The organism is Variovorax sp. 38R (genome assembly GCF_014843395.1).
Classification (GTDB): Bacteria; Pseudomonadota; Gammaproteobacteria; order Burkholderiales; family Burkholderiaceae_C; genus Variovorax; species Variovorax paradoxus_H.
Genome location: NZ_CP062121.1, coordinates 3,837,797 through 3,850,871 on the forward strand (window position 1 = coordinate 3,837,797; position 13,075 = coordinate 3,850,871).

Genomic DNA, 13,075 nt, shown 5'->3' on the forward strand with positions numbered 1-13,075 from the left:
AATTCAGATCGCTCGGACACTCCATTGGCCGGCCTGCTCGACGAGCTCCCGGTCGCAATGGAATTCATCGATTTCGCTGCCATGACCGGGCAGCACGCAGACAACCGTTTCGCCGGCCTTGCGCAATTGGGCGATGGCCTCGCGCAGGCCGGCCGCGTCGCTCCAGGGCGCACGGATGGCAGCGCGCAGCGGACGCGCCGGCAACACGCCGACGAGTTCGCGCACATCGAGGCTGAAGCCGACGGCCGGACGGTTGCGGCCGAACACGGCACCCACCTCGTCGTAGCGGCCACCGCGCACCAGCGAATCGGCCGCGCCCGGCACATAGATGCCGAAACGCATGCCGCTGTAATAGGCGTAGCCGCGCAGGTCGGCCAGGTCGAAGCTGATCTGGCGCCCTGCCGTGCCGTTCAGGCCAGCCGCAAGTTGCTTCAGGTCGGCCAGCGCCGCGGCCACGGCGGGCGTGCCCTTCAGGGCCTTGGCGGCCTCATCGAGCACGGCGACATCGCCGTACAGGCCCACGAGGGCGCGCAGGCCGTCGCGTGATGCCGCGGGGAAATCCTTGGTGAGCGCCTGCAACTCGCTCGCGTCCTTGGCGGCCAACGCGGCGTGCACGCGGGCGATCGCGGCGGCATCGACCGGCACGCCGGCGAACAGCGCGCGCACGATGCGGGCGTCGGCCAGGTCGACGATCACGCCGTCGCGCAGGCCAGCGGCGTCGAGGCAATCGAGCGCCAGCAGCAGGGTTTCGGTGTCGGCTTCCAGGCCGGCGTGGCCGTAGATCTCGGCGCCGAACTGCAGCGGCTCGCGCGTGGCGTGCGGGCGGTCGGGCCGGGTGTGGACCACCGGGCCGCAATAGCACAGGCGGGCGACGCCATCACGGTTCAACAGATGGGCATCGATGCGCGCCACCTGGGGGGTGGTGTCCGCACGCAGGCCCATGCTGCGGCCGGAAAGCTGGTCGACGAGCTTGAAGGTTTGGAGGTCGAGCGCCTCGCCGGTGCCCGAAAGCAGCGACTCCAGGTGCTCGAGCAGCGGCGGCATCACCAGCTCGTAGCCATAGCCACGGGCGGTATCGAGCAGCTGGCGTCGAAGTTCTTCGATGTGGCGCGCCTCGGAAGGCAGCACATCGGCAATGTGATCCGGGAGGACCCAGGCGGACATGGGGATCGGGGGCGTGGTTAAACCGGGATTCTACCGGGCCCGCGTTACCCCAGAACCCAAAGGAGTACCAAACCCAGCAGGATGCTGCAAAGACCGAAGAAACGCAGCTGGCCGTCGCGCAGCTGCAGCAGTTGGCTGAAGCCGCGCCGCCACCCGCCCGGCGAGACGAAAGGCAGGATGCCTTCAATCACCAGGACCAGCGCCAACGCGCTCCAGAAGGTGTCGGCGCTCACGGCTCCAGACAGGAAAGCAGAGAAACGGAAGACCCGTTGTTACTTGCGCGCCGCGCCGCCCGAGCCGGAGCTCTGCATGGCACGGAAGAAGTCCGACGATGGGTCGAGCACCAGCACGTCGCTCTTCTTGTTGAAGCTCTGCTTGTAGGCTTCGAGGCTGCGATAGAACTGGGCGAACTGCGGATCGCGGCCGAAGGCCTCGCTGTAGGCAGCGGCCGCCTGGGCATCGCCCTCGCCCTTGATCTTCTGGGCATCGCGGTAGGCGTTGGCCACGATCACTTCGCGCTGGCGGTCGGCGTCGGCGCGGATCTTTTCGCCTTCGGCCGTGCCGGTGGAACGCAGCTCGTTGGCCACGCGCTTGCGCTCGGCTTCCATGCGGCGGTAGACCGATTCGGTGATGGCTTCCACGTAATCGACGCGGGTGATGCGCACGTCGACCACGTCGACGCCCCAGGGCTTGGCGCCCTTCACCACGGCCAACACTTCGCGCTGCACGTCGGCCATCAGGGCCTCGCGGCGCACCGAAATCAGGTCACGCACGGTGCGCTTGTTGATGTTTTCCTGGAAGGCGTTGCGCACCACGCGGTTCAGCTGCATGGCACCCGCGTTCTCGTCGAGACCGACGTTGCGGATGTAGGCCTGTGGGTCGGAGATGCGCCAGCGCACGTACCAGTCGATCACCACGCGCTGCTTTTCAGCGGTGAGCATGGGTTCGGTGTCGAGACTGGAGAGCGTCAGCAGGCGCTTGTCGATGTACGACACATTCTGGAACGGCGGCGGCAGCTTGAAGTTGAGGCCGGGTTCGGTGATGACTTGCTTGATCTGCCCGAGGGCATAGACCACGCCGAACTGGCGCTGGTCGACCACGAAGAGGGTCGAGCTCAGCAGCACGAGCAGGACGAGGACCGAGGTGGCGATGAAACCGATTCTGTTCATGTTGTTCCGGGCCTTTCTCAGCGCACGTCGCGGTCACGCGAGCGGCCGTCACGGGCGCGCACGTCGGTGGTGGCGGGAGCCACCGGGATCACCGACGACTGGGCCGGTGCGGTGCCGGCCACGTTGGGGCTGGCGGCGTCCACAGGTGTGGCTGCGTTGCCGCCGCCTTGCTGCATCAGCTTGTCGAGCGGCAGGTACAGCAGGTTGGAGCCCTGCTTGCTGTCGACCAGCACCTTGGTCGTGCTGGCGTAGATCTGCTGCATGGCGTCGGTGTACATGCGGTCGCGCGTCACCTGCGGTGCCTTCTGGTATTCGGTCAGCACCGAGCTGAAGCGACCTGCGTCACCCTGTGCCTGCGCGACGATGCGCGCCTTGTAGGCCTCGGATTCTTCCTTCAGGCGCGACGAGGTACCGGTGGCCAGCGGCACGACGTTGTTGGCGTAGGCCTCCGCGTCGTTCTTGGCGCGTTCGCGTTCCTGGCCGGCCTTGAGCACGTCGTCGAAGGCGGCCTGCACCTGCTCGGGCGGACGCACGCCGCCCTGCTGCAGGTTGATGCCGACGACTTCGACACCGACCTTGTAGCGGTCGAGGATGGTCTGCATCAGTGCGCGCACGCGGGGTGCGATCTGGTCGCGCTCTTCGGCGAGCGCCGCGTCCATCTTCATTTTGCCGACCACTTCGCGCACGGAGCTTTCAGCCACCTGCACGATGGTTTCAGCGGGCGACTTGCTCTCGTAGAGCCAGGCGCGCGCGTCGCTCAGGCGGTACTGCACGGCAAACTTGATTTCGACGATGTTCTCGTCTTCAGTCAGCATGGCCGATTCGCGCAAGCCGGTGGAACGCACGATGGCGTCGCGGCCCACGTCGGTGGAACGGATCTGCGTGGTCACCACCACTTCGTGGCGTTGAATGGGGTATGGCAGGCGCCAGTTGAAGCCGGCATTCACCGTCGACTTGTAGCGACCGAACTGCGTGACCACGGCCTGCTGGCCTTCGTTCACGATGAAGAAGCCGGTGCCAAGCCAGATCAGGACCGCCACGGCGGCCACAAGGCCGATGCCGAAGCCGGCATTTTTCATATCGGGCTTGTAGCCGTTGCCACCACCGCCGCCGGTGCCATTGGGGCGGTTGCCGCCACCCTTGCCGCCGCCGAAGAAACCACCCAGCTTGCGATTGAGGTCGCGCCAGAGTTCGTCGAGGTCGGGCGGGCCCTGGTTGGGGCCCTGGCCGCGCGGGCGATTGCCGTTGCCGTTGTTGTTCTGGTTGCCGCTCGAAGGCGGCGGGATCGGGGCGCCGGGGGGATCGGCATCGGGTGGCCGGTTGCCGGCCGGGCGGTCGCCGTTGGAGGACGGCTCGTCGCCGCGACCCCATCGGCCATCGTTCAGATTGAACATGCCCAGAAACCCTCTCCGCGCTGGCTTTGCATTCATTCGCTTCGTTCTCGTGTCAGTGGCGGGATTGTGCCCAATCAAGGGGCCGCATCGTGCAATTCAGCGTCCGCCTCAGGGGTCATCGTATCGGCGACGGAACCCGACTGCCGGGCCAGCTCGGCCCGCAGCAGCGGCAGGCCTTCACCGGTCTTGGCGCTGAGGAAGATGCGGGGAACCTGCACGCCGTCGATTTCCATCTCGTCCTGCAGATGCAGCGGATGTTGCGCGCTTTCAAGGGCGTCGAGCTTGTTGAACACCAGCAGTTGCGGCACGTCGCCCGCGCCGATGTCCTGTAGCACCGATTGCACCTCGGCCATCTGCTCTGGATAGTGCGGGTTGGAGGCGTCGATCACGTGCAGCAGCAGGTCGGCATCGACCGCCTCCTGCAAGGTGGCCTTGAACGCATCGACCAGGCCGTGCGGCAGGTCGCGGATGAAGCCCACCGTGTCGGAGATCGACACCTGCCGGCGCGCATCGCCCAGGTAGAGGTTGCGCGTGGTGGTGTCGAGCGTGGCGAACAGCTGGTCGGCCGCATAGGCGCGAGCCTTGACCATGGCATTGAAGATCGACGACTTGCCCGCGTTGGTGTAGCCGACGAGCGAGATGTTGAAAGTCTCGCGGCGCTCGCGCTGGCGGCGCTGCGTGCTGCGCTGCTTCTGCACCTTGGCCAGGCGCTCGCGCGTGCGCTTGATCGACTCGTTGATCATGCGGCGATCCAGCTCGATCTGCTTCTCGCCGGGGCCGCCGCGCACACCTGCACCGCCAGTCTGGCGCTCCAGGTGGGACCAGCGACGGACCAGCCGCGTGCTCAGGTACTGCAGTCGAGCCAATTCGACCTGCAGCTTGCCTTCGTGCGAACGGGCGCGCTGGGCAAAGATTTCGAGGATGAGGAAGGTACGGTCGTAGACCGCGACATCGAGCTGGCGTTCGAGGTTACGCTGCTGCGCTGGGCTCAACGACTGGTCGAAGATGACCTCGCTCGCCCGGTGCATGGCGGCGAGTTCCTTGATCTCTTCGGCCTTGCCGCTGCCGACGAAAAGCGCCGCATCGGGCGCCTTGCGCTTGCAGGCCAGGCGGGCGACGGGCGTCAGGCCCGCCGTTTGTGCGAGCAGGCCGAGTTCTTCGAGCTCGCTGTCGAAATGGGGCAGCCCGAAATCGACGCCGACGAGAACGGCGGCGCCTTCCTGGCGGGGGATCGAATCAGACAAGCGGAATCAGAATATGGAAAAAGCGCGGCGGGGTTGCCGCCGCGCTCCGCGCGATCAGGCGGCGGCGTCGTCGTTCTCGCTGGCCGAGAAGTTGACGGCACGACCCGGCACGATGGTGGAAATGGCGTGCTTGTAGACCATTTGCGTCACTGTATTGCGGAGCAACACGACGTATTGATCGAAGGACTCGATCTGGCCCTGCAGCTTGATGCCGTTCACCAAATAAATGGAAACCGGCACATGCTCGCGACGCAAGGTGTTCAGAAACGGGTCTTGCAGAAGTTGCCCTTTATTGCTCACGATATTCTCCGTGTTCAAGAGTAGTTGTTGGAGAGATGACCTTAACACAGGGTTTCTGCGCCGCAGCAATCGGGGTCAAAAGCCTTGAGAAAATAACGGCTCTCAAAAGACGGAACTTCCACTCCTGCTGCGGCTCATCGGCTGCCATCGGCGGCCAAGCGCCCTCACTTGTCCTTGTCCGCAAACGGATTTTGCGAGCTTTTGAACTGGATCCGCAAGGGCGTGCCCACGAGGTCGAATTCCTTGCGGAAACGCCCTTCCAGGAAACGCTTGTAAGCGTCGGTCACGTGCTCCAGCGAATTGCCGTGAATGATGATCACAGGCGGATTCATGCCGCCTTGGTGCGCATAGCGCAGCTTGGGCCGGTACATGCCACCGCGTTGGGGCGCCTGGAATTGCACCGCCTCCAGCAACAGGCGCGTTAGCACCGGCGTCGACATCTTGCGCGTGGCCGACTTGTGGGCCTGGGCAATGGCCTGCCACACCGGGCCGAGGCCCTGGCGCTTGATGGCTGAGATGAAATGCAATGACGCGAATTTCAGGAACGGCAACCGGGTTTCGATTTGCCGCTGGATCTGCTCGCGCTGGTAGCTGTCGACCGCGTCCCACTTGTTGATGGCGATCACCACGGCACGTCCGCTTTCGAGGATGTAGCCGGCAATGTGCGCGTCCTGGTCGGTCACGCCCTGCGTGGCGTCGAGCAACAGCAGCACCACGTTGGCCGACTCGATGGCCTGCAGCGTCTTGACCACCGAGAACTTCTCGATCGCCTCGAACACCTTGCCCTTGCGACGCAGGCCGGCGGTGTCGATCAGCTCGAAGTGCTGGCCGTTGCGTTCGAACGGCACCGAGATGGCGTCGCGCGTCGTGCCCGGCATGTCGAAGGCCACCAGGCGCTCTTCGCCGAGCCAGGTGTTGATCAGTGTGGACTTGCCGACGTTGGGCCGGCCGGCCACCGCCAGCTTGATCGGCTTGTTGACGTCGTCTTCGTCTTCCTCGTCGTCCGGGTCGGGCAGATTCAGCAGCTCGAGCGCCAGTTCGACCAGGTCGCGCATGCCCTGCCCGTGCGCCGCGGACACGCCGTGCACGTCGCCGAAGCCCAGCTCGTAGAAGTCGACCAGCTTGGTGCCGTCGTGCATGCCCTCGGCCTTGTTGGCCGCCAGCACACAGGGCTTGCCGAGGCGGCGTAGCTCGTTGGCGATGTCGTGGTCTTGCGCCGAGAGGCCTTCGCGGGCATCGACCACGAAGATCACGACGTCGGCCTCGGCCACGGCCTGCCGCGTCTGCTTGGCCATTTCCTTGTAGATGCCGCTGCCGGCATCGGGCTCGAAGCCACCGGTGTCGATCACGATGAACTCGTGCTTGCCCAGGCGGCCGTTGCCGTAATGGCGGTCGCGCGTGAGGCCGGCGAAGTCGGCGACGATGGCGTCGCGCGTCTGGGTCAGGCGGTTGAAGAGCGTCGACTTGCCGACGTTGGGACGGCCGACCAGGGCCACGACCGGCTTCATGGCCGGCCTTTCGATGGCGCGGTTTTCATGGTCGGGCCTTGGAAGTAAGTGAAAGACAAAAAATGATTATTCAGGGCGGTAACCGAAGACGCCGCCCTTGGCGGTCACGACAACCACCGTGTTGCCGGCCAGGACCGGCGTCACGGTGATGGCCGAGCCATCGGGGGTGACGCGGTTCAGCAACGCACCGTCTTCGCGCGATACGAAGTGCAGCGTGCCGGTGCTCTCGCCGATGATCAGCGAACGGCCCACGGCCAGCGGCGCGGTCAATTCGCGGTTCTTGAAGCGGCTCATCTGCCAGGCGCGTTCGCCGTCGGCGCGGCGCCAGGCGGTGACGCTGCCGTCGGATTCGGTGCCGTAGAGAAAGCGCTCGTCGCCGCTCACGCCGTCGGCACCCGAGGCCGGCTTGCTCCAGAGCAGTTGGCCACGCAGAGTGTCGACGCAGCCGACGCTGGCGTAGTAGGCGCGTGCGCAGACCGTGTCGCCGTAGCGGCTCACGCTGCCGGTCAGGTCGACCAGGCGTTCCACGTCGTTGGTGCCGCGCGGCGCGGCGATGGGGGCTTCCCAGCGCGAGCTGCCGTTGCCGGGGTTCATGCCGACGAGTCGGCCGCCCAGACCGGCAACCAGCGTGTCGCCGACCGCGATCAGCACGCCCGACTTGCGCAGCACGAGGTTCTCGCCCGGGCGCTGCTGCTGCCACAGGCGGCGGCCGCTCTGGCCGTCCCAGGCGCTGACGCTGCGGTCGGCGGTCTGCACGAAGACGCGGCGGCCGGCCACCAGGGGTGCGGTGAAGGCCTGGGCCGACAGGCGCTGCTTCCACAGCACCTTGCCGTTTTCGATGGCGACCACTTCGTTGTTGGTGGTGACCACGGCCGTCAGCGAACCGTCGCTGCCGACACCGGCCGCCAGCGGTGCGCCGGCGCTGGCGCGCCAGGTCTCGCGACCGGCGCGGGCGTCGATGGCGACGACCGTGCCGTCGCTGCCTGCCACGGTCACGATGTCGCCGCTGACATCGGCGGTGAGCGGGAATTCGACGCCCGGAATCCGCACGTTCCAGACCTGGCGCACGCCCATCAGGGACGGGTTGGTCGGCAGCTCGGCGGGCTTGGGCTTGCCGGAGCCCGAGCAGGCGGCCAGCAGCGCGACCAGAACAAGAGCAGAACCCGCGCGCAGGGCGGTCGATTCAGGCATGAAACGCTTGAAATTCATGGAGGTGTGCGGTCAGGAGTTCTTGGGGACGGCGGGCGTCACGGTGACGGTCGGCGCCAGGGTCTTCGGGTCGACACCGACCGCGTTGAGCTTGATCTCGACCAGCCGGCGGTAGTCCGAGCCGGCGCCGAGGCCGGTCCAGGCCTTGCGGTACTCGGCCTGGGCCTCGTCGCGCTTGCCTTGCGCCATGTAGATGTCGCCCTTGCGGTCGGCCACCAGCGGTTCGAACTCGGTTGGCACCTTGCCGTCGAGTTGCTTGAGCGCGTCGTCGTAAGACTTGGCATCGAGCAGTTCGGCCGCGAGCCGCAGCTTCGCGATGGCCTGGTAGCCCGGATCGACGGCGTTCTGCGCGACCCAGCCCAGCGCCGCGCGCGAGCCGTCGGCATTGCCCTTGTCGAACAGCGTCTTGGCGACCAGCAGGCCGGCTTGCTGTGCGTAGGCCGTGCCTGCGAAGCGTTCCTTCATGTCGGTCATCACGCGCTGGATGCGCTCGACGTCGCCGGACTGCGTGCTGCGCTCGACCTCGTCATAAAGAGCCGCGGCCTGGGCTGCCTTGGTGCGCTGGTAGTACTGCCAGCCGTTCCAGGCCACGAAGGCGCCGGCGACGAGCAGCACGGCCCAGGTGATCAGGGTGCCGTAGGTGTTCCAGAAATGCTTGAGCTGGTCGAGCTGTTCCTGTTCTTCGAGGTCGAGATGGGTGGCCATGCGCTGTCAGAGGTTGGGAGCCGGCGATTGTAGGGTGGCGGCCCAGGTGGTCACTTCAGCAAGTGAACGGGCGGACTGCGCAACGCTGGCGTCGCGCAAGGCCTTGAGAGTCACTTCACCGCGTGCAAGTTCATCGGCGCCGAAGATCAGGGCGTAGGCGGCGCCGCTGGCGTCCGCCTTTCGCATCTGTGCCTTGAAGCTCGCAAGGCCTTCGGCCGTGCTGGCGTGCATCTGCACGCGCACGCCGGTTTCGCGCAGCTGCTGCAAGGCGCGCAGCACGACGGGCATCGACGCGGCGTCGGGCACGATGGCATAGACGTCGGGCACCGGTGCGGGCACTTCGGCACCCTGCTCCTTCAGCAGATCGAGCACGCGCTCGACGCCGATGGCCCAACCCACGGCGGGCGCCGGCTTGCCGCCGATCTGGGCGATGAGGTCGTCGTAGCGGCCGCCGGCGCACACCGTGCCCTGTGCACCGAGACGGTCGGTCACGAACTCGAACACCGTGAGGTTGTAGTAGTCGAGCCCACGCACGAGGCGCGGATTGATCGTGAAGGCGATGTCGTTGGCCTTGAGGATGGCCTGCACCCCTTCGAAGTGCGCCAGCGATTCGGCGCCCAGGAAATCGATCAGCTTCGGCGCCGACTCGACCACTTCCTTCATCGCCGGATTCTTCGTGTCGAGGATGCGCAGCGGGTTGCTGTGCAGGCGGCGTTTGCCATCCTCGTCGAGCTTGTCGGCGTGCTGCTCGAAGTGAGCGATGAGCTGGGCGCGGTGCAGCGCGCGCTCGGCCGGCTGGCCCAGGCTGTTGAGCTCCAGGCGCACGTCGGTCAGGCCGATGGCCTTCCACAGCGCTGTGGCCAGCAGGATCAGCTCGGCGTCGACATCGGGCCCGGCAAAGCCGAGCGCCTCGGCGCCGATCTGGTGGAACTGGCGGAAGCGCCCGCGCTGCGGCTTTTCGCGGCGGAACATCGGGCCCGTGTACCAAAGGCGCTTGGGCCCCTCGTAGAGCATGTTGTGCTCGATCACGGCGCGCACGAGGCCGGCCGTGTTCTCCGGGCGCATCGCCAGGTGCTCCGACTGCCCATGCTTGTCCGAGCGGTCTTCGAAGGCGTACATCTCCTTCTCGACGATGTCCGTCACCTCGCCGATGCCGCGCACGAACAGCGCCGTGTGTTCCAGGATCGGGGTGCGGACGTTGCGGTACGCATAGCGCCCCATCAGGTCGCGCACGATGGCTTCGAGCCATTCCCAGCGCGCCGATTCGGGCGGCAATATGTCGTTCATGCCTTTGACGGCATTCAGTTTTTCAGCCATGAGTCTGCGGAGGTGTCAGGCCAGGACAGCGTGTTCGCTGCCGAAGCGCTTTTCGATGTAGGTTTCGACGAGCTGGTGGAACTCGTTGGCGATATTGTCGCCGCGCAGCGTGAGGGCCTTTTCGCCGTCGATGAAGACCGGCGCGGCCGGCGCCTCGCCGGTGCCGGGCAGGCTGATGCCGATGTCGGCGTGCTTGCTCTCGCCGGGGCCGTTGACGATGCAGCCCATGACGGCCACCTTCAGCGTCTCGACACCCGGGTACTTCTTGCGCCAGACCGGCATCTGCTGGCGCAGGTAGTCGTCGATCTGCTTGGCAAGCTCTTGAAACGTGGTGCTCGTGGTGCGGCCGCAGCCCGGGCAGGCCGTGACGCTCGGCACGAACACCCGCAGGCCCAGGGCCTGGAGAATTTCGTTGGCGATCAGCACCTCCTGCGTGCGCGACTCGCCCGGCTGCGGCGTGAGCGACACGCGAATCGTGTCGCCAATGCCCTCCTGCAGCAGGATCGACAGTGCCGTCGCCGAGGCTACCGTGCCCTTGGTGCCCATGCCGGCTTCGGTCAGGCCCAGGTGCAGCGGGTTGTCGCAGCGCCGTGCGAGTTCGCGGTACACCGAGATCAGGTCTTGCACGCCGCTCACCTTGCACGACAGGATGACCTGATTGCCGGCCATGCCCATCGACTCGGCCAGCTTGGCGGACTCGATGGCCGAGGTGATCAGCGCCTCGTACATCACCTGCTTGGCGTCCCAGGGCGTGGCGCGCTGGCTGTTGATGTCCATCAGGCTGGCGAGCAGTTCCTGGTCGAGGCTGCCCCAGTTCACGCCGATGCGCACGGGTTTGTTCCAGCGCATGGCCGCGTCGATCATCTGGCCGAACTGCTTGTCCTTCTTGTCACCCTTGCCCACGTTACCGGGGTTGATGCGGTACTTGCTCAGCGCCTCGGCGCAGGCCGGATAGTCGGTGAGCAGGCGGTGGCCGTTGTAGTGGAAGTCGCCGATCAGCGGCACATCGATGCCCATGCGGTCGAGCTGCTCGCGGATGTAGGGCACCTGCGCGGCGGCTTCGGGCGTGTTGACGGTGATGCGGACCATTTCGGAGCCCGCAATGGCGAGCTCCTTGACCTGGATCGCGGTACCGATGGCATCGACCGTGTCGGTGTTGGTCATCGACTGCACGCGCGTGGGCGCGTCGCCCCCCACCGTGACCGTGCGCGGTCCCCAGACCACGCTGGCCTGGCGCGAGCGGCGCGCCTTGGGCGCGGCCGATTCAATGGGTTGAGGGGTGCAGTCGGTTGTCACGATTTCACCTCGAAACGCGCCACGCCGCCTCCGCGGGTGACAGGCTTCAGATCGTAGGGCTTTCCGTTCACCTGCACATCGACCGCCGATGCGCGACCGATCACCACGGACAGCGGCAGCGTGCCGGACAGGCCGACGGTCTCGCCGACCTGCAGGCTGCGGCGCAGCAACTGCTTGCCACCAGCTTCGGTGACGGTGACCCAGCATTCTTCGCGCGCCACGAGGACGAGCTGCTGGCTGCTGGCGGTGCTGGTGTTCGCCACGGCCGCCGTGGGCGCGGAGGCCGGGGCGGCTGGCACGGCAGCCACCACGCCAGCGGTCGGTGCAGCGCCCACCGGGCCGGTCGGCGCCACGGCCTGCGTCGGCACGGGCTCCGAGACGCCCCCTTGATCGGCAGGCGGCATGACCTCGGCATCGTTCTTGGCGGTCAGTCGGGAGACGGAGGCGCCGATCTGGTCGAACGCCGATTGCGGCATCCAGAACAGCACGCCGGCGCCGATCAGCAGCAGGACCACAACCGTCAGCAGCGCACGCGACGGCAGGCCGCCGGAGCGCCCGCCGTTCCAGCGCGGCGTGCCGGAGAGCACGCGGGCATTCAACGTGCGGTTGGTTTCGGCCAGCGGCGCACGTTGCGCGCCCGGCAGCTTGGCGAGCACGGGCGCCGGATCGATGCGCAGTGCGCGGCACACGCTGCCGGCCAGGGCCCGGGCGAACACCGGGTCGGGCAGCGCGGCGATGTCGTCGGCCTCCAGCGCGAGCAGCTTTTGCGGCGGCACCTTGAGCGCGGCGGCCACCATCTCGATGTGCAGCCCGTGCGCTTCGCGCGCCTCGCGCAACATGTCGCCAGCCGTCTTTTCCACGACGTCGCCTTCGGGCAGCGGCAGTGCCGCGGACGTCCCGAACTCCGAAACCCGTTCAGTCATTGAAATTCCCGCGCTCGTATGCCATTGCCTCCCGCGATTGAGGGAAACGTCGTTGCAGTTGACCGCCCAGCTGCGCGACAGCCTCGCGGTTGTTGAGCTTCCGTTCGATCTTGATGCCGAGCCACAGCGTTTCGGCATTGGCCGACGGGCCGTTGTTGACGCGGCGGACGTAGAACTGCGCACGCGACCACTCTTCGCGCTGCGCCAGCACCGAGGCCAGGTTGAAGCCGATCACCGGATTGCTGGCGTCGAGTTCGTAGGCCTGCAGCAGGCTGCGCTCGGCCTGCGGCCGCTGGCCGGCCTTGAGCTCGCAGACCCCTTGGGTCATGAGCGTCTTGGCGCGGTCGGCATAGCTGGGCACGGCCAGTGCCGCGGCAAACTGCTGTGCGGCGTCGCCGTAGCGGTTCTGCTGGCACAGCAGCCAGCCGTAGTTGTGGCGCGTGTTGGCGTCGCGCGGATTGATCGCGACGGCGCGGCGGAAACTGTCTTCGGCCTGGGCCGCATCCTCGAGCCGCATGTAGACGAGGCCGCGCAGGCTGTAGGCGTCGGCATAACCGGGGTCGATGGCCAGCACCTGCTTGAGCTCTTCAAGGGCGACCGAGTTCTGGCCGTGCTCGAAGTAGCCGGCGGCCAGTTCCATCCGCAGACGGGCACGCCGGCGGTTGTTTTCGTCGGTGTCGGTCACGACAGTGGTGCCGCTGTCGGCCCCACTGCCGACAAGCCCGGTGGTGGTGGTTCGCGTGTTGACGCAGCCCGCGAGAAGAAGCACCACGGCGACGCTCGCGATTCCTGCGCTCAGCACTCGCTGCGCGCTCGCGTTCGTCGTCGGTAAGGCCATGCTCATTG

The 13,075-nt window shown here is 66.7% G+C and carries 13 protein-coding genes; all 13 read right to left on the reverse strand.

Going from position 1 to position 13,075, the window contains the following annotated elements; all coding sequences use genetic code 11:
• Nucleotides 1–3 precede the first annotated feature (3 nt).
• On the reverse strand, nt 4–1,164 hold the full coding sequence (locus IG196_RS17725) for an ATP phosphoribosyltransferase regulatory subunit (protein WP_192192171.1): 1,161 nt from the start codon (nt 1,162–1,164) through the stop codon (nt 4–6).
• Between the two features lie 44 nt (nt 1,165–1,208).
• Nucleotides 1,209–1,397: a DUF2065 domain-containing protein gene (locus tag IG196_RS17730; protein WP_062480756.1), complete on the reverse strand. Its 189-nt coding sequence runs from the start codon at nt 1,395–1,397 to the stop codon at nt 1,209–1,211.
• Nucleotides 1,398–1,436: 39 nt separating this feature from the next.
• A complete protein-coding gene (hflC, locus tag IG196_RS17735) occupies nt 1,437–2,333 on the reverse strand; it encodes a protease modulator HflC (RefSeq protein WP_101490071.1) in 897 nt (298 codons plus the stop codon).
• Between the two features lie 17 nt (nt 2,334–2,350).
• Nucleotides 2,351–3,727: an FtsH protease activity modulator HflK gene (hflK, locus tag IG196_RS17740; RefSeq protein WP_192192172.1), complete on the reverse strand. Its 1,377-nt coding sequence runs from the start codon at nt 3,725–3,727 to the stop codon at nt 2,351–2,353.
• Between the two features lie 74 nt (nt 3,728–3,801).
• The gene (gene hflX, locus IG196_RS17745) at nt 3,802–4,971 is read right to left on the reverse strand and encodes a GTPase HflX (protein ID WP_070061004.1); all 1,170 of its coding nucleotides are present in this window, start codon (nt 4,969–4,971) and stop codon (nt 3,802–3,804) included.
• Between the two features lie 54 nt (nt 4,972–5,025).
• Nucleotides 5,026–5,271, reverse strand: a complete 246-nt coding sequence (gene hfq, locus IG196_RS17750) for an RNA chaperone Hfq (RefSeq protein ID WP_412556346.1) — start codon at nt 5,269–5,271, stop codon at nt 5,026–5,028.
• Nucleotides 5,272–5,435: 164 nt separating this feature from the next.
• Nucleotides 5,436–6,779 (reverse strand): ribosome biogenesis GTPase Der, encoded by a 1,344-nt coding sequence (gene der, locus IG196_RS17755; protein WP_192192174.1) that lies wholly within the window; start codon nt 6,777–6,779, stop codon nt 5,436–5,438.
• A gap of 66 nt (nt 6,780–6,845) precedes the next feature.
• The gene (gene bamB / locus IG196_RS17760; protein ID WP_192192175.1) at nt 6,846–7,988 is read right to left on the reverse strand and encodes an outer membrane protein assembly factor BamB; all 1,143 of its coding nucleotides are present in this window, start codon (nt 7,986–7,988) and stop codon (nt 6,846–6,848) included.
• Nucleotides 7,989–8,000: 12 nt separating this feature from the next.
• Nucleotides 8,001–8,693, reverse strand: a complete 693-nt coding sequence (locus IG196_RS17765) for a YfgM family protein (protein WP_099790062.1) — start codon at nt 8,691–8,693, stop codon at nt 8,001–8,003.
• A gap of 6 nt (nt 8,694–8,699) precedes the next feature.
• On the reverse strand, nt 8,700–10,010 hold the full coding sequence (gene hisS / locus IG196_RS17770) for a histidine--tRNA ligase (RefSeq protein WP_192192176.1): 1,311 nt from the start codon (nt 10,008–10,010) through the stop codon (nt 8,700–8,702).
• Nucleotides 10,011–10,025: 15 nt separating this feature from the next.
• Nucleotides 10,026–11,306 carry a flavodoxin-dependent (E)-4-hydroxy-3-methylbut-2-enyl-diphosphate synthase gene (gene ispG, locus IG196_RS17775; protein WP_101490064.1) on the reverse strand — a complete coding sequence of 427 codons (1,281 nt, stop codon included), beginning with the start codon at nt 11,304–11,306 and terminating at the stop codon, nt 10,026–10,028.
• Entirely contained in the window at nt 11,303–12,229 is a 927-nt protein-coding gene (locus IG196_RS17780) for a helix-turn-helix domain-containing protein (RefSeq protein ID WP_192192177.1), read from the reverse strand. Before IG196_RS17780 ends, ispG begins: the two co-directional genes overlap by 4 nt.
• Nucleotides 12,222–13,073, reverse strand: coding sequence for a type IV pilus biogenesis/stability protein PilW (gene pilW, locus IG196_RS17785; RefSeq protein ID WP_192192178.1), 852 nt, complete (start codon nt 13,071–13,073; stop codon nt 12,222–12,224). Before pilW ends, IG196_RS17780 begins: the two co-directional genes overlap by 8 nt.
• Nucleotides 13,074–13,075: the final 2 nt, after the last annotated feature.

Excerpts from the sequence above, each read along its gene's own strand:
- IG196_RS17725 (WP_192192171.1), bottom strand. The coding sequence starts at position 1,164 with ATGTCCGCCTGGGTCCTCCCGGATCACATTGCCGATGTGCTGCCTTCC.
- hflC (WP_101490071.1), bottom strand. The coding sequence starts at position 2,333 with ATGAACAGAATCGGTTTCATCGCCACCTCGGTCCTCGTCCTGCTCGTG.
- hflK (WP_192192172.1), bottom strand. The coding sequence starts at position 3,727 with ATGTTCAATCTGAACGATGGCCGATGGGGTCGCGGCGACGAGCCGTCC.
- der (WP_192192174.1), bottom strand. The coding sequence starts at position 6,779 with ATGAAGCCGGTCGTGGCCCTGGTCGGCCGTCCCAACGTCGGCAAGTCG.
- bamB (WP_192192175.1), bottom strand. The coding sequence starts at position 7,988 with ATGAATTTCAAGCGTTTCATGCCTGAATCGACCGCCCTGCGCGCGGGT.
- IG196_RS17765 (WP_099790062.1), bottom strand. The coding sequence starts at position 8,693 with ATGGCCACCCATCTCGACCTCGAAGAACAGGAACAGCTCGACCAGCTC.
- hisS (WP_192192176.1), bottom strand. The coding sequence starts at position 10,010 with ATGGCTGAAAAACTGAATGCCGTCAAAGGCATGAACGACATATTGCCG.
- IG196_RS17780 (WP_192192177.1), bottom strand. The coding sequence starts at position 12,229 with ATGACTGAACGGGTTTCGGAGTTCGGGACGTCCGCGGCACTGCCGCTG.
- pilW (WP_192192178.1), bottom strand. The coding sequence starts at position 13,073 with ATGAGCATGGCCTTACCGACGACGAACGCGAGCGCGCAGCGAGTGCTG.